Here is a 21307-nt window from a genome sequence, read left to right on the forward strand (position 1 = left end):
GCACCGCGCGACGCCTTCCCGCGCGGCGCGGGCGGACAATGCCGGGAGGCTCCCTATATGGGGGTGATCCCGGACGTCGCGTCCCGCGTGCCGCCGCCCCCTTGGCGGTCCGGCGCGACGACGGCTAAGGAAGGCCGGCACCGCGGATCTCCGCGGCCCGCCCGGTCCGAGAATCCGCGAGGTCATCCGGCACCCGCCGTCGGAGCCCGCCCCCACGAGGTCCCGTATGCTCTCTGACGACAAGCCCGCCGCGATGCCCGACCGCCACGTCTCGGTCCGCGAGGTGTTCGGCATCGACCTCGACCTCAAGGTGCCGGCCTTCTCGGAAGCCGACGAGCACGTGCCGGATCTCGACCCGGACTACATCTTCGACCGTGAGACGACGCTCGCCATCTTGGCGGGCTTCGCCCGGAACCGCCGCGTGATGGTCACGGGCTACCACGGCACCGGCAAGTCGACCCATATCGAGCAGGTCGCCGCCCGGCTGAACTGGCCCTGCGTGCGGATCAACCTCGACAGCCACGTCTCGCGCATCGACCTCGTCGGCAAGGACGCGATCGTGCTGCAGGACGGCAAGCAGGTCACCGCCTTCCAGGACGGCATCCTGCCCTGGGCCCTGCAGAACAACGTCGCGCTCGTCTTCGACGAGTACGATGCGGGGCGCCCCGACGTGATGTTCGTGATCCAGCGGGTGCTGGAGGTCTCTGGCCGCCTGACGCTGCTCGACCAGAAGCGGGTGATCCGGCCCCACCCGGCCTTCCGGCTCTTCGCGACCGCCAACACGGTGGGCCTCGGCGACACGTCCGGCCTCTATCACGGCACCCAACAGATCAACCAGGGCCAGATGGACCGCTGGTCGATCGTCACCACGCTGAACTACCTGCCGCACGACCGCGAAGTCGACATCGTGCTCTCCAAGGCGACGCACTACCAGGGCGAGCAGGGGCGCGACATCGTCAACCGCATGGTGCGCGTGGCGGATCTCACCCGCAACGCCTTCATGAACGGCGACCTCTCGACCGTTATGAGCCCGCGCACGGTGATCACCTGGGCGGAGAACGCCGACATCTTCCGCGACATCGGCTTCGCCTTCCGGGTCACCTTCCTGAACAAGTGCGACGAGCTGGAGCGGACGCTGGTGGCCGAGTTCTACCAGCGCGCCTTCGGCAAGGACCTGCCCGAGAGCGCGGTGAACGTCGCGCTCAGCTGACCTGATGGAGGACGCGATGGCGCATCCGGCACCGACCTGCGAGGACGCCACGGCGGCCCCGCGCGCCGAGGGCCGGACCCGCTGCGCGGACGACCTCTACACCTGGGTCCAGGAGCAGGTGGCGCTGCTCCGCGCCGGCCGGGTGGAGGCGCTCGACCTCGACAACATCGCCGAGGAGCTGAGCGACGTGGGGTCGGAGCAGTACGACAAGCTCGAGAGCGCCATCGACGTGCTTCTGGCCCACGCCCTCAAATGGGACCACCGGCCCGAGCATCGGACCCGGAGCTGGTCCCTGACCATCGCCGAGCAGCGGGTGCGGATCGAAAGGCAATTGCGCCGGAACCCGGGTCTCAAGGCGCGCGTCGGGGAGGCGATCGAGGACGGCTTCCGCCTCGCCCGGTTGCGAGCCGCCCGCGAGATGCGGCGCTCCCCCAAGACCCTGCCCGCGGAGTGTCCCCACAGCTGGGACGACATCCTGAACCGTCCCTTCGAGTACGAGGCCGATCGGTAGCCCCGCATGTCCATCTCCAACCGCAAGCCCGGTGAGCGCCGCGAGCCCGTGGCCGAGCCCCTGAAGCGCTCGGTGGCGGGGTGCCTGCGCGCCATCGCGCGCCGCTCCGAGATCGAGGTGACTTACGCCACCGACCGGCCGGCGCTGACGGGGGACAAGGCGCGGCTCCCCGAGCCGCCCCGCAAGCTCTCCGCCCACGACGTGGCGGTGCTGCGCGGCAACGCAGACTCGATGGCGCTCCGGCTCGGCTGCCACGACGTCGCGGTGCACCGCCGCCTCGCGCCCGAGAACGCGCCCGCCCGCGCGGTCTACGACGCGGTCGAGCAGGCCCGCGTCGAGGCGATCGGCGCGCGCCGCATGGCGGGCGTGGCCTCGAATATCTCGGCGATGCTGGAGGACCGCTATCATCGCGGCGGCAAGTACGAGACCATCACCGACCGGGCCGACGCGCCGATGGAGGACGCCGTCGCGCTGATGGTGCGCGAACGGCTCACGGGGCAGGCGCCGCCGGCCGCCGCGCAGCGCATCGTCGATCTCTGGCGCGACCACGTCGAGGCCAAGGCTGGGCGCAACCTCGACGGGCTCCTGGGCTCGATCGAGGACCAGCGCGCCTTCGCCCGCTCGGTGCGGGACCTCCTCTCCTCCCTCGACATGGCGGACGAGACGCCCTTCGATCCGGAGGACGACGAGACCGACGAGGAGGGCGAGGCCCAGGACAGCGAGCAGAGCCCGCAGGAGGGCGAGGCCGAGGAGCAGTCCCAGGGCGACCGCGCCGAGATCGAGACCTCGGAGGAGGCCTCCGACGAGATCGAGGAGGGCACGCAGGAAGCGGCCGACGCGCCGTCCGGCGAGCTGCCCGACGAGGCCGAGGAGGCCGATTCCGAGGAGGCCGGCGAGTCCTGGCGCCCGCCGCAGCGGGCCGACAACACGCCGCGGGGCCCCGAGTACAAGATCTTCAACGCCCGCTTCGACGAGGTCATCCACGCCGAGGATCTCTGCGACCCGGACGAACTCGCGCGGCTGCGCACCTATCTCGACAAGCAGCTCTCGCACCTGCAGGGCGTGGTCGGCCGTCTCGCCAACCGGCTGCAGCGGCGCCTTCTCGCCCAGCAGAACCGCGCCTGGGATTTCGACCTGGAGGAGGGCCAGCTCGACCCGGCCCGGCTCGTGCGCGTGGTGATCGACCCGTTCCAGCCTCTCTCCTTCAAGCAAGAGAAGGACACGAATTTTCGCGACACCGTCGTCACGCTGCTCCTCGACAATTCGGGCTCGATGCGCGGGCGACCGATCACGGTGGCGGCGACCTGCGCCGACATCCTGGCCCGCACGCTGGAGCGCTGCGGCGTGAAGGTCGAGATCCTGGGGTTCACCACCCGCGCCTGGAAGGGCGGCCAGAGCCGCGAGGCGTGGCTCGCCGCCGGCAAGCCGCCGAACCCGGGCCGCCTCAACGACCTGCGCCACATCGTCTACAAGGCGGCGGATGCCCCGTGGCGCCGCGCGCGCAAGAACCTCGGTCTGATGATGCGCGAGGGGCTGCTCAAGGAGAACATCGACGGCGAGGCGCTGGACTGGGCGCACAAGCGCCTTCTCGGCCGGCCCGAGCAGCGCAAGATCCTGATGGTGATCTCGGACGGCGCGCCGGTCGACGATTCGACCCTGTCGGTCAATGCGGGCAACTACCTCGAGCGGCACCTGCGCTGGATGATCGAGGACATCGAGACGCGCTCGCCGGTCGAGCTGCTCGCCATCGGCATCGGCCACGACGTGACGCGCTACTACCGCCGCGCGGTGACGATCATCGACGCGGAGGAACTCGGCGGCGCGATGACCGAGAAGCTCGCCGAGCTGTTCGAGGAGGACGGCGCGCAGGCCCCTGCGCGCGCGCTGCGGGTCGCGGGCGGACGGCGATAGGGACTCACTCTGGTCCCGCGGCCGCGGCTCAGCGGGGCCGCGGGACCGGGCCGAGATGGTGCGGGAATCCGGTCTCGCCGCGCAGGCCCGCCCACCAGCCGGCGAGCGCGACCCGGAAGTTGCGGACGGCGCCGGCCCGCAGGTACTGCGTCGTGAAGAGCAGCGCCATCACGGCGGCCACCGGGAAGGCCAGCGGATAGAAGCGGCGGGTCAGGACGAGACGGTTGCGCTCGTCGAGGAAGACCGACAGGGGGGTGCGCGCCCGCCGGTCGACGCTCGATCCGATCACGGCGCCGTGGTCGTGCAGCACCACCGAATCGTGCGCGTAGCCCAGGCGGAAGGTGCCGCGGCGCAGGCACCAATCGACCTCCTCGGCATACAGGAAGTAATCCTCGCGCATCGGGCCGACCGCCTCGATATAGGCCCGGCTGACGAACATCGCGGCGCCCGAGACGTAGTGCTGGGCGCTCTCGACCGCCGCAGGGTCGATGGGCGCCTCCGCGGCTGCACCGAGGCCGATATTGTAGCCGCGCCCGAGCCAGCGCCGCCAGCGCCCGCCGTAGAGCTGGACCCGGCCCGAGCGCTGGATCACGAGGCGGCTCCCGACGATGCCGTAGCCGCCCGCCTCCGCGCGGGCCTGGACGGCTGCGAGCGCGGTCGGCGTCGGCAGCGTGTCCGGGTTGAGCACCCAGAGCGCCGTCCAGTCCGGACGCTCGGCGAGCGCGGCGATCACCAGATTGACGGCGCCGGCGTAGCCGAGATTGCCCTGAGCCCGGTAGAGCCGCACCGCGCCGATCGCGCCGCCGGGCCGGCCGGGGCGCAGGACGAGGCTCTCGGCGGCCGGGGGCGGCGCGCCGGGATCGGCCCCCGCCTCGGTGCAGGCGAGTTCGGTGCGCAACGCGGCCGCGAGTTCCGCGAAGGCCTCCGGCCCGCCGTTCTCGCAGATGCAAACCGCGCCGACCGGCACGGTGGAGCGGTCCAGCTGAGCCAGGCAGGCGCGGATGGCCTCCGCGCAGCGATAGCCCACGATCGCGACCGCGACATCCCTCATCGGACGATCTTCGCTCATCGAACGATCTTCGCTCATCGAACGACCTCTTGGCTGAGCCCAAAGGCGAGGCGGTGGGCCTCCGCGAAGCGGAAGCCGCGGATGCGCAGGAGCACCATCACGGCGCCCAGGCGCGTCCGGCGGGCCGGCAGATCGGAGGACCTCAGGATCCGCCAGGATTGCGGCAGGGCCGAGAGCAGCACGAGCCAGGCGCGGGCGAGCCAGCGCAGGGCCCCGAGGAGGCCGACCGGGGCGAGCGCGTGCGCCTCGCGGGTGGTGCGCCGCCATTTCCGGGCGAGCTCGTCCCAGCTCCGCCGGGCCGGGTGGGCGACGATGCAGGCGGGGGCGTAGCCTAGGCGGAAGCCGAGGGCGCGCGCCCGGTGGCACCACTCGACGTCCTCCGAGACCCCGTTGGCGAAGGGCCCGACCGCGGCGAAGACCGCGCGGGAGACGAACATGTTGGCGGTGACGGTGAACCCTTTCCGGCGGACGTAGAGGTCGTTGCGGAAGGCGAAGACCAGCTCGTAGGCCTCGACCGCGCTCGGCGCGGCCGCGTCCGCCGCGATCACCCGGACGGCGCCGCCCACCACGTCGCTGCCGGCCCGATCGCTCCACGCCGCGCCGTCCGCGGCCAGCGCCGCCTCGCCCGCGACGAGCCAGTCGGGGCTCGGCCGGCAATCGCTGTCGATGAAGGCGAGGATCGCGCCGCGCGCGGCGGCGACGCCGGCGTTGCGGGCCGGGCCCGCCCCCCGCTCCGGCGCAGCGACGACGCGGGCGCGCCCGGCCGCCACCGCCTCGACCGCCGCGAGGCCGGCGCGCGAGCCGTTGTCGGCGACGATCACCTCGTAGCGCTCCGGCGGCATCCGCTGGGCGGCCAGATGCGCGAGGCAGGCGTCGAGGTTGGCGAGGTCGTCGAGATGCGGCATCACGACCGAGATGCGGGGCTCCTGCCCGGTGAGGTCCATGCTCCCCTCCCTCATCCGAGCGCGCCCGCGGGCTCGCCCATCCGCACCATGTCGCGGAGGCCGACGCCGTGGCTGCGCAGCGCGAATCCGTAGGCGCCGAGCCCCGCCAGCCCGCAGACGACGCAGAGCGCGACCCAGTCGGCCAGGGGCATCGGCCAGGTCGCCGCCACCGCGCCGAGGCCCGCGGTGACCCCGATCGGGAACAGGACCAGGAACCAGGCGAGCGCGGGCGTGAACGGGTGGAGGCGCAGGCTGCGCCGGACGATCCAGGCGAGCACCAGCCCCTCGGCCGCCGCGAGCGCCGCGACGAAGCCTTCGAGCGTGCCGTGCAGCGGCACGCTGAGCGCGGCGAGCAGCACCGCGCCCGCCCCGGCGATCGAGCCCCGGAGCAGGAAGCCGGTCTGGCCGCCCGCGAGGCAGGGCGCGACCGGGAAGGCCAGCAGCGACTTGATGCAGACATCGACCGCGATCGCGCTCACCAGCCCCTGGGACGGCCGGTAGGCCGCGCCGAACACGAAGCCGATCACCGGCACGCCGAGCGCCAGCAGCCCGAGCCCGTAGGTGAAGGAGGCCACCGACAGCCACGCCGCCCAGCGGTCGAGGAGGAGGCTCCGGGGATCGGGCCTGCCTGCCGACGGGCCCGGGGACTGGCCGTGTGCCTTGCCGGCGGCCACGAGCGCCGGGAGGTAGAGGCTCGTCAGGAACTTGAGGAGCTGGCCGCGGGGCATCAGCGCGACGCCCATGGCGTTGCCGTAGAGGCCCAGCGTCGAGACCCCGAGCAGGCTGCCGACGAGCAGCCGGTCGCCCATGATGCTGAAGGCGTTTGCGAGCCCGTTGGGGATCAGCGGACGGCCGAAGCGCTCGGCCTCGCGGGCGACCGGCCGGTCCCAGGCAAGGCGCCAGCGGCGCCGGGCCAGGAGGTGGGAGACGAGGACCGAGACCGCCGCGCCCCCGACGATGCCGAACAGCATGCAGGCGTAGTCGCGGCTCACCAGGGCGATGCCGACGGCGATCACGGTCCAGGCGGCCTGCGCGGCGGCGGTCGTGGCGGCGTCGGGCCAGAACTCGTAGGTGCGGGTGAGTTCCTTGACCCCGAGGTTCTGGAAGCCGCGCAGGAAGGGCGCGAGCGGCAGGAGGAGGAAGGCCCAGAGCGCGTCCGGCACGTCGAGCGCCCACACCACGAGCGGGGCCGAGGCGAGCAGCACCAGGGCGATCAGGGTCGAGCGGATCAGCGCCAGCGCGTGCAGCGTGCCGTAGACCGCCTCCGGATCGGCCTCGTCGTGCCCGCGCACGGCCGAGTACTGGATGCCGATGTCGGTGGCGAGTTCGGCGAAGGCGGCCACCACCGAGAGCGAGAGGGCGACGCCGTACTGCTCCTTCGGCAGGGTGTGCGCCAGCGCGATGTTGCGCAGGAGCGGGAACAGCATGTCGGCCATGTTGCCCGACAGCAGCGTCGCGCCCGTGCGCAGGCGCGAGCCCGGTCCCGGAGCCGTCCCCGGCGCCCGCCGCGTGCCTGGCCTCATGCCCAACCTCATGCCCGGCCTCCGGCGAGCCCCGGCGCGGCGGCGGCGCGGGCCGCAGCTGGGGCGGGCTCCGTGCGGCGCGACGCGGCGCGGATCAGGGCGGCGCTCGCCGCCCCCCAGCTGTCCCAGGTGAGGGTGTCGCGGGCCCGCGCCCGGGTGCTCTCGCGCAGGCGGGCATAGGCCGCCGGGTCGCTCCACTGCGCCAGCAGGGTGTCCGCGTAGGTGGCGGCGTCCGCATCGAGCCCGAACAGGAAGCCGTTGACCCCCGGCCGCACGATCGTCGGGATGCCGCCGGTCGCGGTGGCGAGGCTCGGCAGCCCGTAGGCGCCGGCCTCGCAGAAGACGAGGCCGTAGGCCTCTTGGCGGCTCGGGACGACGAGGAAGTTCGCCCGCCCGAACAGGGCGCGCAGCCGCGCGGCCGCCTCCGGATCGCCCTTGCTCAGGAAGCCGTGGGCGACGAGGCCTGGCGTGCCGGCGAGCGCCGCCGGGACCGGGCAGCCGACGACGTGGAGTTCCGCCCGCACGCCGCGGGCCTGCAGTTCCAGCAGCAGGCCGTGGGCGAGGTCGCCGCCCTTGCGCACCCAGTCGACGCCGACGAAGAGCAGGCGACACACGCCGTCCCGCGGGGGATCGGCGGCCGGCGGCGGCGCGTCGAGATTGGCCCCGAACGGGACCGCGTGGGCGCGCGCCGCGCCGTAGTCGCGCCTCGCCGAGTCGGCCGCCCAGTCGGAGGCGTAGAGCGACAGGGCCGCCCCGCGGATCACCGCGCCCTCCAGCCGCTCGCCGTTGCGCAGCGTGCGCGGCGAGAGGCCGGAGAACCAGTCGGGATAGTAGTCGCGCATCCCCCGGAAGGTCGCGTCCGAGCAGTGGACCACGGGGAAGTCCGCGACGAGGCCGTAGAGCTGCGTCGTGCTGGCGAGCCCGAACACCACGTCGGGCCGGAAGCGCTCGAGCCTGCGCCGCAGGGCGAGCCCGTAGAGTTGCGCCAGCACCGGCTCGCGCAGCGGGTCGATCCGGGCCGGGCCGGAGACCCGGCGCAGGCCCTGCAGCAGCGCGCGCATCGGCGGGCTGCCGATCGGCTCGACGGCCTCGAAATGCTGCCGCAGCGCCCGCAGGCAGTAATAGGGCGTCCCGCTCCAGGCCGCGCGGGTCTCGGGCGGGCCGGACGAGAGGAAGGCGACGCGCATCACGGGTCCGGGGCTCTCTGGGGTCAGGCGCCGATTCGGGCCGGGGCGTAGGCGTGGCCCTGGTCGCCGTAGCGGGGCAGGTGCGGCATCGCGACCTTGTTGAGGACGATGCCGAGCAGGCGGTCGTGCAGGGCGGGCGCGGAGCGCAGGGCGTCGGCCACCACCTCGCGCGAGGTGGCGCCCCACTCGACCACGAGGACGACCCCGTCGAGGAGCGGGGCCATCGCCCGGGCGTCGACCACCGACAGGATCGGCGGCAGGTCGACCACCACGTAGTCGTAGTCGCGCTCGGCCTCGGCGAGCAGGTCGCGCATCGCCCGCGAGCCGAGGATCTCGTGCCCGTCGCGCTGGGCGAGCCCGGTGCGGGCGGGCAGGAGGTCGAGGCGGGGATTGGCCGAGGTGCGCACCGCGTCGGCGAGGTCGGCCCCGCCGAAGAGGACGCCGTCGATGCCGGTGCGGGCGTCCGGCGCGAGGGCCTCGGTCAGCTCGGCCTTGCGCAGGTCGCCGTCGATCAGGAGCACCCGCGCCCCGTTCTGGGCGATCAGGTGGGCGAGGTTGGCCGCCACCATGGTCTTGCCCTCGTCGGGCAGGCACGAGACCACGCCGATGACGCGCGCGCCCTCCTCCTCCCGGGCGAGGTCGGCGGCGACCTTCACGGTCCGCAGGGTCTCGGCCTCGATCGAGAAGGGGTTGTGCAGGACGTGGTCGAGGGCGAGCCGCCCGGGCGCCCCGCGCCGGAGCCGGCCGCCCATCCGGGCGTCCGCCGCGGTGCTCGGGATGTAGCCGAGGCAGTGGCAGCCGAAGGCCGAGACGATGTCGCGCCGGGTGCGCAGGCTCTGGTCGGAGAACTCGGCCGCCACCGCCGCGAACAGGCCGATCAGGCCGCCGCCGACGAGTCCGAGCGCCATCAGGAGGGTGCGCTTGGGCGAGAACTTCTTGGTGGGCGGGCTCGCCTCGGTGATGACGCGCGCCTCCGAGACCGGGAAGCTCTGCTGCTGGACTGCCTGGATGTAGCGCTGGGCGTAGTCCTCGTAGGCCTGCCGCGTGGTCCGGGCGGTGCTCTCGAGCTGCTGCAGCTTGACCTGATTCTGGCCGATGTCGCTCGTTCGGGCGAATTGCTGGGCGAGGTTCTGCCGCAGCGCCGCCTCGCGCGACTGGGCGATCGCGAGGTCGCTGCGATAGACCTCCTCGATGCGCTTCAGCTCGCTCCGGATCGAGCCGAGGGTCGTCTCCGCGTCCGCCCGCAGGCGCTGGACCAGCGGGTGATCGGCGCCGAAGCGCGCGACGAGATCGGCGACGCGCTGATTGGTGTCGAGATATTGCTGGCGCAGCTTGGTGATCACCTCGTTCGTGAGGGCGTCGGCGACGGCGAGGTCGGGGGGCGCCTGGGCGTTCACGGCCTCGACCCGGTCGAGCTTGGCCTTGGCCGTCGCGGTGTTGCCCACCGCCTCGGTCAGCAGGCTTCCGATCGCCGTGAGGGCGAGCTCGTCGATGGACTTGCCGTCAGCGACCGCGATGTTGTGCTCCCGCTTGAACGCGACCACCGCGGAATCGGCCTTGGCCGCCTGCGCGCCGACCTCGTCGAGCCGCGCCTTGAGCCAGCCCGCTGCCTGGGCCGAGGTCTCGCTGTTGGCGCCCACCTGCTCGTCGAGGAAGGCCTGAGCGAAGCCGTTGGCCACGCGGGCGGCTTGTCGGGGCGTCTCGGCGAGGAAGCGCGCCTCGAACACGAAGGTGTTGTCGATCCGCGCGGCGCTGAAGCGGCTGCCGACCGACTCGACCGCGGCCTCGAAGCGCGCCTCGGGTGTGGGTGCATCCGCCTCGGCGCCGAACCACGCCTTCACGCCGTCGAGGAGCCCGGTTCGCGTCCCGTTGAATTCCGGGTCGTCGTCGAGCTTCAGCGCCGTCACCACGGCCCGCACGGTCCGGTCGGAGCGGGCCGATTCCATCAGGCTGTCGACCCGGGCCGGGTCGAAGACCGGCTCCTGCCGCTTGCGCTCGTCCTTGGTCGACAAGACGCTCAGCCGGCGCGGGTCGATCGAGATCTCGGCGCTCGCCCGGTAGAGCGGCGTCAGCGAGTATCCGATGCCGGCGGCCACCAGCAACCCGAGCAGGGCTCCGAGCGCGATCTTGCGCCAGCCCCGGCGGACGACACCGAGCGCCGTGCGCAGGAGGTTCTGCAGGGGCTGCTGGACGGCGGCGCTCCCCTCGTAGGGCACGCTCACGAGGTCTCGGTCGAGGTAATTCATCGGGTCTCGACTCCGGCGTCAGAGGCGGTCTGGGGCGCGTGTTCGGACTCGGGCTCAGGCCGCGGCGCCCGGCCGGCGGCTCCCTCGCGCTCCGGGCGGCGGGCCCGGCGCAGATAGGTGAGGCTGCGGTCCAGCACGGTGTCGTCGAAGACCGCGAGCACGTCGGGATCCGCCCGGTTCATGATCGCGCCGATCAGCTTGGCGGCGATCTCGGGGTTGAGCGCGACCGCGGCCTGCAGGTCGTCGAGGCTGGTCTGGTTCCAGCGCGCGACCATCACGAAACCGTCCACGAGGGCGGCCGCGGCGCGGGCATCGGAGACCGGCAGCATGGGCGGCAGGTCGAGGACGACGTAGCGGTAGCCGGCGCGGGCCATCTCCAGCAGATTGGCGAGCTGGGGCGCGGCGATCCGCTCCGAGGGGTGCAGCCGGTCGGCGTGGGTGCTGGCCGGCAGGACGTGCAGGCCCGACGGCTGACGGCGCACGATCGCGCTGATCGGCACGCGTCCGTCGAGCACGTCCTGCAGGCCGGCCTCCGTGTCCGTCGCGGCGGTGTCGCGCGTCAGCCGGGTGAGTGTTCGGCCGCGCAGGTCGAGATCGATCAGCAGGGTCGGGCTGCCGCTGCGCGCCAGGAGGGTGGCGAGGTTGCCCGCGAGCGTGGTCACGCCGTCGCCCGAGACCGCCGAGACGAGGCCCAGCACCGTGCCGGACGCCGTCCCCTCGAAGCGCGCGTCGGCCGTGAGGCGGACGGCCCGCAGGCTCTCGGCGAGCGCCGAGAAGGGCAGGCGCGCCGCCTCCGCGATCGGGTTCCGCCCGGGCGCGGGCGGCGCGGCGAGCGCGGGCAGGTCGGCGATCACCGCGATGCAGGGGCTGCCGACGGCGGCGGCGAGCTGGCGGCGGTCGCGCACGCGCCGCGTCAGCACGTCCCGCCCGAGGGCCACGACGAAGCCGAGGCCGAAGCTGAGCGAGAGGCCGGCCGCGAAGGCCTTGTACCAGTTCGGGGTCGCGGGCCGGTTCGGCTCGGAGGCGCCGCTGATGATGCGCGCCTCGGTGACCGGGAAGGTCTGCTCCTGCGCGGCCTCGGCGAAGCGGGTGAGGAAGCTGTCCCGCATGGTCTTGTAGGTGTCGGCCACGCTCTGCAGCTGCGCGAGCTGCACGCGCACCCCCTGCGCCTCGGCCGAGCGCCGGGCGAGATCCTCGAGGTCGCGGGTGATCGTCTGCTCGTTGAGGCGCGCCACCGCGGCGGTGCTGCGGTAGCCCTGAGCGATGCGGCGGAACTCGTCGGCGATCGAGGCCTCCGTCGCCTGGAGGTCCTGGCGGGCGCGCTCGACCGCGTCGTGGTCGCCGCCCGAGCGCGCGGTGATCTCGGCCATGCGGCGCCGGATCTCGGCCGCCTTCTGGCGCAGGCCGGTGATCAGGTTGTTCTGGAACTCGTCCGCGACCGCGCCGGCTCCGCCCGCGCTCAGGATCGCCTCGATCCGGGCGAGCTTGGCCTCCGCCTCGCTGCGCTCGCCCTGGACCGCGACGAGGCGGCTGCTCAGCTCGCTCAGCAGCTGCTCGTCCACGTACTTGCCGTCGGCGAGCATGATCCGGTTGGCCCCCCGGTAGGCGACCGCCGCCTTCTCGGCTTCCCCGGCCTGGGCCTGCAGCTCGGCGACCCGGTCGCGGTACCAGCCGTTGGCGCTGCCGGCGGCCTCCCGCTTGGCCGCGAGCTGGTCGTCCACGTAGGCCCGGGCGAGCGCGTTAGCGATGCGCGCCGCCTTGGCGGCGTCCGCCGACAGGAAGCGCAGCTCGACCACGTAGGACACGCCGACCCGCTGGGCCGTGACGCGCCGGCCGAGCGCCTCGATCGTCCGGCGCTCGCGCCCGGCCGGGGACGCGTCGGCCGGGTCGGCGAGACCTGCGAGCGCGAGCAGCCGGTCGAGGGCGCTGCCGTCCTCGGCGAATTCCGGGTCCGCGTCGAGCTTCTCCGCACGGATGACGGCGCGCAGCACCCCCTCGGAGGTCATGATTGTCGCCTGGCTCTCGACGGCGGCGTCGTTGACCCGATTGTTGATCGCGAACTGGTCCTGGCCGATGTCGGCGAGGCGGCGGAAGTCGATGAGGATGCGGGCGGTCGCCCTGTATTGCGGGGTCGCGAGGAGCAGGTAGGCGAGGCTGACCGCGAGGCCCGCGAGCACGAACCCGCCGATCAGGCGCCGCCAGCGGCGCACCACCGCGATCAGGTAGGTGACGTCGCCGGGATCGTTGACCTTCGGGGCGTCGGGGGGCAGCGGGCGGCCGCGGCCCAGGAAGGATCCGGGGGTCCGGTCAAGCATCGGCGCGGCGAGCCTCCCTGCGAGCGCGTCCATGGCGGGGATCCGGCCCCGCCGGGCCGCGGTGGAAACCTGGGCCGAAGCCCGGACCGGGGCGGGGGGCCGGTTGCCCGGCATCGAGCCGCGCGGCCTCGGTGAGGCCGGCCCGCATGCCGATCAGCAGGGCGAAGAAGGCCCAGCAGGTGCCCCAGTAATGCACCGTGAACGAGACGAAGATCATCTGGACGAGCGCGATCGTCACCGCCTTGGCAGCCGTCCCGACGACGGGGTCGGGCCGCCGTGGCGGCGTGGCGCGGCCCGGCCAGGCGAAGAAGGCGCCCACGATCACGAGGGCGAGCAGCGCGACCCCGACATAGCCCGCGTGGAGCGCTTGGCCGAGCCAGAGGGCGTCGACGCTCGACACCATGGTGGAGAGCCGCACCCAGTCGCGCAGGCCGATGCCGAACCAGGGCGTCGGCTGGAGGTTGTAGGCGACCCATTCCCAGATCAGGAACCGGTAGACCCCGGTCTCCGGCTCGAGCGTGAACAGGTTGACGAGGGTCCGCAGCGGGTCGTCCACGAAGGCGAGCAGCATCGCGATGCCGTAGACGACGAGGACCAGGAGGGCGGCCCAGCGCCAGGGGGCGCGGTCGAGCAGGCGGTCGAAGGTCGCGAGCGCGGCGAAGATGCCGAAGGCCAGCATCGGTGCCGAGGAGAGCGCCAGCACGATGCCGGCGAGGCACAGGCCGAGGCCTGCGATCCAGGTGAGCCGCCCGGGCGAGAGGTAGTAGAGCAGCGGCGCGCAGACCGAGAAGAACGTCCCGAACAGGATCGCGTGCTCGAAGCTCGCCCGCGCGCGGGGCAGGCCCATGCGGTACTGCGTGATGTAGAGGGCGTTGCGGTCGACGCCGAAATACTGGCGCGCGAGGCGCCCGAGGATGTTCTCCCCGGCGGCGAGATCGACGAGGCCGAGCAGCACAAGCAGCCCGACGACGACGAGGAGGACCTGGACGAAGGGCCCGATCCCCGCGCGCCGGCCGAAGATGAAGCGCCCGGCCAGATAGGCGCTGAGGAATTCGACCGGGCGCAGCCCGACGGCGCTGGTGACGGCCTCCGGGCCGGTCGTGGCGTAGAGTGCGAGCTCCATCCAGAGCACCAGCACCAGCACCAGCCCGTCCGACAGCACGAAGACGTAGCGCCCGCTCGCGAGCCGGCTCGCCAGCACGGCCCCGGCCCAGGCCAGCATGATCAGCAGCGCGAGCCGCAGAGTGGTCAGCACGATGCCGACCTTCACGGCCATCTCGGCGGGGCCCAGATAGGCGCCGAGCAGGATCAGGGCCGCCCAGAACGGCGCCTGCGCCCGCAGCGGCACCTGGGCCCGGAGCGGCGCCTGGGCCCGGAGCGGCGCCTGCGTGCCGGGCGGCGCCTGCGTGCCGGGCGGCGTCCACGATCCGGCGCGGACGCGCGGCGTGAGGGCCGAACCGTGTGCGGCGTGCGCTGTCACGAAGTCTCCTCGGCGGGCGGTGGAAGCGATGGGCCGGTTCTGGCCGGCGGCGGTCGGGAGGATCCCTAGTAGGCGTCGTGCTTGAAGACCTGGACGGCGGTCAGCAGGATGATCCGCAGGTCCAGCCAGATGCTCCAGCGGTTGATGTACTGGATGTCGTAGGAGACGCGCCGGGCCATCTTGTCGACGGTCTCGGTCTCGCCGCGGCACTTGTTGACCTGAGCCAGTCCGGTGATGCCGGGCTTCACGTGGTGCCGGTAGGCGTAGGGCGCGATCACCCGCGTGTACTGGTCGTCGTGCGCGAGCGCGTGGGGACGCGGACCGACCAGGGACATGTCGCCCCGCAGGACGTTGAGGAGCTGCGGCAGCTCGTCGATGCTGGTGCGGCGCAGCAGGCGGCCGATCCGGGTGACGCGCCGGTCGTCCCGGGTCGCCTGCCGGATCACCGGGCCGTCGTCCTGCACGCGCATCGAGCGGAACTTGTAGATCTGGAAGCGGCGGCCGCTGAAGCCGATCCGCGTCTGCCGGAACAGGGCCGGACCGGGGCTCTCCAGCCGCACGGCGGCGGCCACGAGGACGAGCAGGGGCGAGAGCAGGACGAGGGCGACCGCCGCGAGCAAGACGTCGAGGGTGCGCTTGGCCGCCTGCTCGCCGAGGCTCAGCGGGCTGCGCTGCACCTCCAGCGCCAGCACGGACCCGACCCGGGTGACGGGCTTGGCGAGCAGGTTGCGGACCTTGTGGTCGGCGAGCACGAGCGCCGGCAGCGGCAGGACGCGCAGGCACTGCAGCAGGTTCTCGAGGTCGTCGACGCGCGACCAGTTCACGCAGATCAGGATCTCCTCCACCGGCTCACTGCGCGAGCGGCGGATCGCCTCGGCGGCGCAGGCGGAGACCTCGGCCTTTGAGCGGAACTCGCAAGGGAGCGCGTCGATCACCCGGTATCCGGACTCGCGCAGGCGCCGGTGCAGGCCGTGGCTTCCCACCTCGGCGCGCTCGCCCAGGAGCAGGACCGGCCGGTCGGCGATCATCCGGGAGCCTGCGGCGCGCCGGCACAGCCACTGCGCGCCGACCCGCAGGCCTACCACCACGGCGAGTCCCGAGCCCGCGAAGATGAGGAAGAAGCCGCGCGAGACGTCCTCGCCGATCTTCAGGATGAAGGCGAGGCCGGCACAGATGCCGATCACCATGATCCAGGCGGAGACCATCTCGGAGACGGGGACCGGACGGATGGTGAGGCGTTCGACGGCGTAGTGACCGCGCCCGTGCATCCGCAGCACGTAGAGCGAGGCGAAGACCGCGCCGGTGGCGAGGTACACGTCTCGGCCGCCGACCGCCGGCACCGCTGTCAGACCCCGGTAGGCGAGCCCGGCGAGGCAGGCGCTGAGGGCGATCGCCACCCAATCGGCGAGCGCGGCGCCGACGCCCAGAACCTGTGCGGGGATGTGAACGGCAGGCTGGCGGCGGCTCGACGGATCGAGCCGGACGACCGGGTGCTGAACATCCTCGAGGGAAAGCGCCATGTGCCAGGCCTTTGCTGTCCGAGAGTCCTGGGGCCCGCCTTACGCGGCAGTGCACAACTAACGGAACGTTAACGGCTGGCCAGAGAACGGAAAGGTCAAATTTTGGACAGGCTCGCGGCTGTTTTGCACATGTTCGCGCAGGCAGTTGCGAAGACTTGTTGGCATGCGGGCGCATCGGATCTGCAGCCCGCCGATGACACTGCGCCGGCTCTCTAGACTTGTCGGATCGACGATCCTGCTGTCCCGAGATCCCGCCGGAGATCCCGCGCGTGCGGTCTCTCGCGCTGGGCCGTGCGCCTCCGCGCGGCGCTCGTGCGGGAGCGCGCGTCGGGTTCGGGCCGGTCTTGCGGTGCAGCAAGGCTCATGCTGCGGGTGCGGTATTGTTGCGGCCAACGACGTCCCGCAACCGCGCAAAACGACTAAATTTTGCGCAGCCCAGAATTAACAAATTATTAATCCCGGAATTGACGGCCGGTGCCACGCATAGGCATAGTTAACGCAGTGCAATACAAGCCCGCATAAGCACTAGTCCCCGCCATGACATACAGCGATTAGCGCCGCTCCGGCAGGGCGTTGCGGCCGCGTCTCCGCACGGCCGAAGCCCCCTCCCAGTAGAAGGACTTCACGGCATGAACGTCAGTGTATTCGGCCTTGGGTATGTCGGCACCGTGTGCTCGGCCTGTCTGGCGCATATGGGCCACAACGTGGTGGGGGTCGATCTCAACGAGACGAAGGTCGATCTGATGTCGCGCGGGCATGCGCCGATCGTCGAGCGGGATGTGGCCGAGTACGTTGCCGACGCGGTCTCCGGCGGGCGCCTGCGGGCGACCCTCGACGTGGAGGAGGCCGCGCGCGAGACCGATCTCTCGCTGATCTGCGTCGGCACGCCGAGCCGGCCGAACGGCTCGCTCGATACCCGGGCGGTCGAGGGGGTGGCGCGCCAGATCGGCCGGGCGATTGCGCGCAAGAACACCTATCACTCGGTGGTGGTGCGCTCGACCGTCCTGCCCGGGACGGTGCGGGGCCGCGTGCTGCCGATCCTCGAGGCGGAGGCCGGCGGCCGCGCCGGCGAGCGGTTCGGGCTCGCGAGCAACCCCGAATTCATGCGCGAGGGGACCGCGGTCACGGATTTCTACGACCCGCCCAAGACCGTGATCGGCGAGGTGGACGCCGAGACGGCCGAGCGCCTCGTCGCGCTCTACGACGGCCTGCCGGGGCCCGTCTTCAGGACGAGTCTCGAGATCGCCGAGATGGCCAAATACGCCGACAACGTCTGGCACGCTCTGAAGGTCACCTTCGGCAACGAGATCGGCGCGATCTGCAAGAAGGAGGGCATCGACAGCCACCGGCTGATGGAGATGTTCTGCGCCGACACCAAGCTCAACATCTCGAAAGCCTACCTGAAGCCGGGTTTCGCCTTCGGCGGCTCCTGCCTGCCCAAGGACACCCGCGCGCTCGCCCACCACGCGGTCTCGCGCGACCTCGACCTGCCGGTGATTGCCAACATCGCCCGCTCGAACCGCGAGCAGATCGAGCGCGGCATCGACTGGATCCTGGATTCGGGCGCCCGCAGCGTCTGCTTCCTGGGCTTCAGCTTCAAGGCCGGCACCGACGACCTGCGCGAGAGCCCCTATCTCGACATGATCGAGCGCCTGTTGGGCAAGGGCTGCCAGATCAAGGTGTTCGACCGCAATGTCGAACTCGCCAAGCTGACGGGCGCCAACCGCAGCTACCTCTACGGGGTGATCCCGCACGTGGCCGAGCTGATGGTCGACAACCTCGACGAGGCACTTGCGGGGACCGACACCGTGGTCGTCACGGCCAACGCCCCGGAATACCGCGCCGCCGTCGAACGGATCCGACCGAGCCAGCAGGTGCTCGACTTCGCCCGCCTCACGGAGGCCGAGGCGCTCGGCGAGTCCTACGACGGGTTCCTCTGGTAGGGGGGCGGCGCCCGATGGCCCGCATCCTCATCATCGTCGAGAACCTGCCCGTCCCCTTCGACCGGCGGGTCTGGTCGGAGGCGACCGCGCTGCGCCGGGCGGGGCACACCGTCTCGGTGATCTGTCCGACCGGGCGCGACGCCGAGGCGCGCTACGTCGAGATCGACGGCATCCACGTCTACCGGCACCCGCTGCCGCACGAGGGGCACGGCGCGCTCGGCTACCTCGTCGAATACGCCAGCGCCCTGTTCTGGGAGTTCGTGCTCAGCCTGCGGGTCCTGCGCGAGCGCGGCTTCGACGTGATCCACGCCTGCAACCCGCCGGACCTGATCTTTCTCATCGGCGGCTTCTACAAGCTTTTCGGCAAGAAGTTCCTCTTCGATCATCACGACATCAACCCCGAGCTCTACGAGGCCAAGTTCGGCCGCCGGGACTGGGGCTGGCGCCTGATGCTGCTCGTCGAGAAGCTGACCTTCCGGGTCGCGGACGTGTCGCTGGCCACCAACAACTCCTACCGGCAGATCGCGATCGAGCGCGGCGGCATGGCGCCGGAGCGGGTGCACGTCGTCCGCTCGGGGCCCAATCTCGCGCGCATCCAGGAGCCGCCGCCCGACCCGGCCTGGCGCAAGGGGCGGCGCCATCTCGTCGGCTATGTCGGCGTGATCGGCCAGCAGGAGGGGCTCGACCTGCTGCTGGAGGCGGTCCGGCACGTCGTCGAGGTCCGCGGGCGGCACGACGTGCAGTTCGTCGTGGTCGGCGGCGGGCCCGCGCTCGCCGAGATCGAGGCGGCCTGCACCGGGATGGGCTTGGCCGATTACGTCACCTTCACGGGCCGTGTCCCGGACGCGACGCTGTTCAGCGCGCTCGCCTCGTCGGACGTCTGCGTGAATCCCGACCGGCCGAACGCGATGAACGACAAGTCCACCATGAACAAGATCATGGAGTACATGGCGCTCGGCAAGCCGATCGTGCAGTTCGACCTGACGGAGGGGCGCTTCTCCGCGCAGGACGCCTCCCTGTACGCACGCAACACCGTCCCGGCCGATTTCGGCGACAAGGTCCTCGAACTGCTCGACGATCCGGAGCGGCGCACGCAGATGGGCGCGTTCGGGCGCCGCCGCGTGCGCGAGCAACTCGCCTGGCAGTACGAGGAGCCCAAGCTCCTGGCGGCCTATGCCCGGCTGCTCGGCGCGCAGCCGGCCGCGGCCGCGCTGCCCGGGGCGCTCGACCCGGCCGGGGAGGGGTCCCGGCGTGCGTGAGCGGGCGGTCCCGTACGCCGGGCGGCGACCGGGCGGCCCGGCCGCCGCGATCCGGTCAGAGCACGAAGCTCGCGGCGGTCAGATCCTTCTGGCCGGCGAGCTCGATCGCGAAGTCCGCCGTGCGATCGCCGTTGAGATCCGCCTGGATCAGGGTGCTGCCGGCGGACGTGCCGGTGGCGCGCAGCTCGCCCGCCCGTCCCGAGAAGGCGTTGCCGCCGATCCAGTCGAGCTGGGCCGGCAACCCGGGCGCGGACCCGGACAGGGCCGAGAGATCGATCAGGTCGCGGCCGACCTCGAAGTCGGTGATGTAGTCGCGCGCCGAGACGGTGCTGTCGCTGGCCTGCTCGTAGACGATCCGGTCGCGGCCCGCACCGGTCACGATGATGTCCTTTCCGCCCTGACCGACGATCACGTCGTCGCCCGAGCCCGTGCGGATGCTGTCGCCCCCGGCGCCGGCGACGACACGCACGGCCTCGCTGCCGGTGCGCGTGATGATGTCGTTGCCGTCGGTGCCGAGCACGAGCGGCAAGGCCGGCACGACGGGCTCGGCGGCGATCGGAGCCGTGACGATTGGAGCGGTGACGATCGGGGCCGTGACGATCGGGGCGCTGGGCGCGCTCGCCGCCGTGCCCAGGATGAAGTCGGCGGCCGAGAAGCTGTGCTGGCCGCTGAACTCGATCTCGAGATCGACCCTCTGGTCGCCGTCGGCGTCGAGCTGCAGCAGGGTGGTGCCGGTGGCCGTGGCCACGCTGCGCAGCTGCCACGCCGCCCCGGTGAAGCGCTCGGAGCCCAGCCAGCTCCAGGCCCCGGCCTGGGCGGGCGCGCCGGGCAGCTCCGCGAGGTCGATGCGGTCGCTGCCGTGCTCGAAATCGCTGATCAGGTCGCGGCCGACATCGAAGCCGCGGTAGAGGAACACGTCCTTGCCGGCACCGCCCGCGAGGTAGTCGCGCCCGGCGCCTCCCTCGATGACGTCGTCGCCCGCGCCGGCCGAGACCCAGTCCTGGCCGCCGCCGCCCTGGATGAAGTCGCGCCCCGCATTGCCGACGAGCGCGTCGGCGCCCGCCGTGCCGGTGACGGCGCGGGTGCCGGCGAGGAGTTCCGCCACGCCGGGCCCGGTCGCCGCGGCGAGCGACAGCCCGAGGCCGGCGGCGTTGGCGTTGCCGGTGTAGACGAGGCCCGGCGGTTGCGTGACGAGGTCGAGCGGCCCGTAGAGCCCTGCGGACACCACGTTGTTCGTCACCCGGACGTTGCTGATCGTGCCCTTGTCGTAGGGGAGCTCGCTGACCGCGACCGTGTAGGCGCCGCCGAGCAGGACGTTGCCGCTCACCGTGACGTCCGAGGTCGCGCCCATCTCGGCCGTGACCCGCACGGCGTTGTTGGTCTCGACCTTGGCGTCGGGCTTGGTGCGCCAGTCGATGAGGTTGCCGGTGATCGTGACCGGGCCCGTGGTCTTGCCGACCCAGATCGCGTCCGCGTGCGCGCCGGTCTGGTAGCCGCCGCCCGAGAAGTAGTTGTTCGCGACCGTACCGCTCTCGATGTAGACCGCGTCGCTCGGGGCGTTCAGGAAGCGGTTGCCCGTGATCGTGGTGTTGCGACCCTGGGCGATGATGAAGTCGTTGTAGGCGCGGTCGAGCTTCAGCCCGTCGAAGGTGGAGTTTGTGACGGTGAGCCCGCTGGTGCCGGCGACGCCGGTGATCGCGGCCATGCCGGCCGCCGCGTCGAAGGCCGAGCGGGTGACCGTCACGTTGTTGGTCTCCACGCGGACGCTGACGCCGCGGAAATCAATCCCGTCCAGCAAGACGCCGGCCTTGTAGACCACGAGCGTCTTGAGGGCGGCGTTGTAGTAGCATCCGTCCGCGGCGCCGAGCGTCGCGACCGAGCGCAGGCCGCCCGTCACGGGCGCGGCGGGCAGGCTTGCGGCAAGGCGCGCGACGGCGGCGAGGGCCGGATTGGCGGCGGTGATGCTGTCGAGCAGGGCGTCGGCCGTGCCGCTGATGAGGGAAGACATAGCTTCAACTTCCTAATCGACGAACGAAATCGGATCGGCGGCGAGACCGCGTTGTTTTCGTTCGTATCGATTCGGACGCTAGGAGGCATTCGTTGCCTGTATCTTAAGGGGTGCAACCTTGTTTCTCGCGCTCCCGTTCCCGCGGCCGAGCTGGTGAGGGAGACGATAACGCCGGCCGATC

At 72.1% G+C, this 21307-nt stretch carries 14 protein-coding genes; 5 read left to right on the top strand and 9 right to left on the bottom strand.

Annotated elements, in window-relative coordinates; genetic code table 11:
• Positions 1-226 precede the first annotated feature (226 nt).
• Genes cobS through cobT form a run of 3 tightly spaced genes read left to right on the top strand, consistent with a single transcriptional unit; the run spans position 227 to position 3632 of the window.
• The gene (gene cobS, locus DK427_RS06600) at positions 227-1210 is read left to right on the top strand and encodes a cobaltochelatase subunit CobS (RefSeq protein ID WP_109950560.1); all 984 of its coding nucleotides are present in this window, start codon (positions 227-229) and stop codon (positions 1208-1210) included.
• Between the two features lie 16 nt (positions 1211-1226).
• Positions 1227-1721 (top strand): DUF29 domain-containing protein, encoded by a 495-nt coding sequence (locus DK427_RS06605; RefSeq protein WP_109954043.1) that lies wholly within the window; start codon positions 1227-1229, stop codon positions 1719-1721.
• 6 nt (positions 1722-1727) lie between these two features.
• Positions 1728-3632 (top strand): cobaltochelatase subunit CobT, encoded by a 1905-nt coding sequence (cobT, locus tag DK427_RS06610; RefSeq protein WP_109950561.1) that lies wholly within the window; start codon positions 1728-1730, stop codon positions 3630-3632.
• A 28-nt stretch (positions 3633-3660) separates the two neighbouring features.
• Here the strand turns inward: cobT and DK427_RS06615 are convergent, their stop codons facing one another.
• From DK427_RS06615 to DK427_RS06645, 8 genes are all read right to left on the bottom strand, one after another.
• Positions 3661-4701, bottom strand: a complete 1041-nt coding sequence (locus DK427_RS06615; RefSeq protein ID WP_162559708.1) for a glycosyltransferase family protein — start codon at positions 4699-4701, stop codon at positions 3661-3663.
• A gap of 14 nt (positions 4702-4715) precedes the next feature.
• The gene (locus DK427_RS06620; protein ID WP_162559709.1) at positions 4716-5645 is read right to left on the bottom strand and encodes a glycosyltransferase family 2 protein; all 930 of its coding nucleotides are present in this window, start codon (positions 5643-5645) and stop codon (positions 4716-4718) included.
• An 11-nt stretch (positions 5646-5656) separates the two neighbouring features.
• Positions 5657-7168 carry an oligosaccharide flippase family protein gene (locus DK427_RS06625; protein ID WP_162559710.1) on the bottom strand — a complete coding sequence of 504 codons (1512 nt, stop codon included), beginning with the start codon at positions 7166-7168 and terminating at the stop codon, positions 5657-5659.
• An 8-nt stretch (positions 7169-7176) separates the two neighbouring features.
• Positions 7177-8355 carry a glycosyltransferase family 4 protein gene (locus DK427_RS06630; protein ID WP_109950565.1) on the bottom strand — a complete coding sequence of 393 codons (1179 nt, stop codon included), beginning with the start codon at positions 8353-8355 and terminating at the stop codon, positions 7177-7179.
• 23 nt (positions 8356-8378) lie between these two features.
• Positions 8379-10601, bottom strand: coding sequence for a polysaccharide biosynthesis tyrosine autokinase (locus DK427_RS06635; RefSeq protein ID WP_109950566.1), 2223 nt, complete (start codon positions 10599-10601; stop codon positions 8379-8381).
• Positions 10598-12949, bottom strand: a complete 2352-nt coding sequence (locus tag DK427_RS06640) for a GumC family protein (RefSeq protein WP_162559711.1) — start codon at positions 12947-12949, stop codon at positions 10598-10600. The genes DK427_RS06635 and DK427_RS06640 overlap by 4 nt, the downstream gene beginning before the upstream one ends.
• Positions 12909-14396 carry an O-antigen ligase family protein gene (locus DK427_RS26120; RefSeq protein WP_162559712.1) on the bottom strand — a complete coding sequence of 496 codons (1488 nt, stop codon included), beginning with the start codon at positions 14394-14396 and terminating at the stop codon, positions 12909-12911. The genes DK427_RS06640 and DK427_RS26120 overlap by 41 nt, the downstream gene beginning before the upstream one ends.
• A gap of 65 nt (positions 14397-14461) precedes the next feature.
• Positions 14462-15916 carry an undecaprenyl-phosphate glucose phosphotransferase gene (locus DK427_RS06645; RefSeq protein ID WP_109950568.1) on the bottom strand — a complete coding sequence of 485 codons (1455 nt, stop codon included), beginning with the start codon at positions 15914-15916 and terminating at the stop codon, positions 14462-14464.
• A 629-nt stretch (positions 15917-16545) separates the two neighbouring features.
• Between DK427_RS06645 and DK427_RS06650 the strand changes: the two genes are divergently transcribed.
• Positions 16546-17859, top strand: a complete 1314-nt coding sequence (locus DK427_RS06650) for a nucleotide sugar dehydrogenase (protein ID WP_109950569.1) — start codon at positions 16546-16548, stop codon at positions 17857-17859.
• A gap of 14 nt (positions 17860-17873) precedes the next feature.
• Positions 17874-19118 (top strand): glycosyltransferase family 4 protein, encoded by a 1245-nt coding sequence (locus DK427_RS06655; protein ID WP_109950570.1) that lies wholly within the window; start codon positions 17874-17876, stop codon positions 19116-19118.
• Positions 19119-19173: 55 nt separating this feature from the next.
• Here the strand turns inward: DK427_RS06655 and DK427_RS06660 are convergent, their stop codons facing one another.
• Positions 19174-21126, bottom strand: coding sequence for a M10 family metallopeptidase C-terminal domain-containing protein (locus DK427_RS06660; protein ID WP_109950571.1), 1953 nt, complete (start codon positions 21124-21126; stop codon positions 19174-19176).
• Positions 21127-21307 lie beyond the last annotated feature (181 nt).

Origin of the sequence: Methylobacterium radiodurans (genome assembly GCF_003173735.1) — a bacterium.
Taxonomy (GTDB): Bacteria; Pseudomonadota; Alphaproteobacteria; order Rhizobiales; family Beijerinckiaceae; genus Methylobacterium; species Methylobacterium radiodurans.

Excerpts from the sequence above, each read along its gene's own strand:
- cobS (WP_109950560.1), top strand. The coding sequence starts at position 227 with ATGCTCTCTGACGACAAGCCCGCCGCGATGCCCGACCGCCACGTCTCG.
- DK427_RS06605 (WP_109954043.1), top strand. The coding sequence starts at position 1,227 with ATGGCGCATCCGGCACCGACCTGCGAGGACGCCACGGCGGCCCCGCGC.
- cobT (WP_109950561.1), top strand. The coding sequence starts at position 1,728 with ATGTCCATCTCCAACCGCAAGCCCGGTGAGCGCCGCGAGCCCGTGGCC.
- DK427_RS06615 (WP_162559708.1), bottom strand. The coding sequence starts at position 4,701 with ATGAGCGAAGATCGTCCGATGAGGGATGTCGCGGTCGCGATCGTGGGC.
- DK427_RS06620 (WP_162559709.1), bottom strand. The coding sequence starts at position 5,645 with ATGGACCTCACCGGGCAGGAGCCCCGCATCTCGGTCGTGATGCCGCAT.
- DK427_RS06625 (WP_162559710.1), bottom strand. The coding sequence starts at position 7,168 with ATGAGGCCAGGCACGCGGCGGGCGCCGGGGACGGCTCCGGGACCGGGC.
- DK427_RS06630 (WP_109950565.1), bottom strand. The coding sequence starts at position 8,355 with ATGCGCGTCGCCTTCCTCTCGTCCGGCCCGCCCGAGACCCGCGCGGCC.
- DK427_RS06635 (WP_109950566.1), bottom strand. The coding sequence starts at position 10,601 with ATGAATTACCTCGACCGAGACCTCGTGAGCGTGCCCTACGAGGGGAGC.
- DK427_RS06640 (WP_162559711.1), bottom strand. The coding sequence starts at position 12,949 with ATGGACGCGCTCGCAGGGAGGCTCGCCGCGCCGATGCTTGACCGGACC.
- DK427_RS06645 (WP_109950568.1), bottom strand. The coding sequence starts at position 15,916 with ATGGCGCTTTCCCTCGAGGATGTTCAGCACCCGGTCGTCCGGCTCGAT.
- DK427_RS06650 (WP_109950569.1), top strand. The coding sequence starts at position 16,546 with ATGAACGTCAGTGTATTCGGCCTTGGGTATGTCGGCACCGTGTGCTCG.
- DK427_RS06655 (WP_109950570.1), top strand. The coding sequence starts at position 17,874 with ATGGCCCGCATCCTCATCATCGTCGAGAACCTGCCCGTCCCCTTCGAC.
- DK427_RS06660 (WP_109950571.1), bottom strand. The coding sequence starts at position 21,126 with ATGTCTTCCCTCATCAGCGGCACGGCCGACGCCCTGCTCGACAGCATC.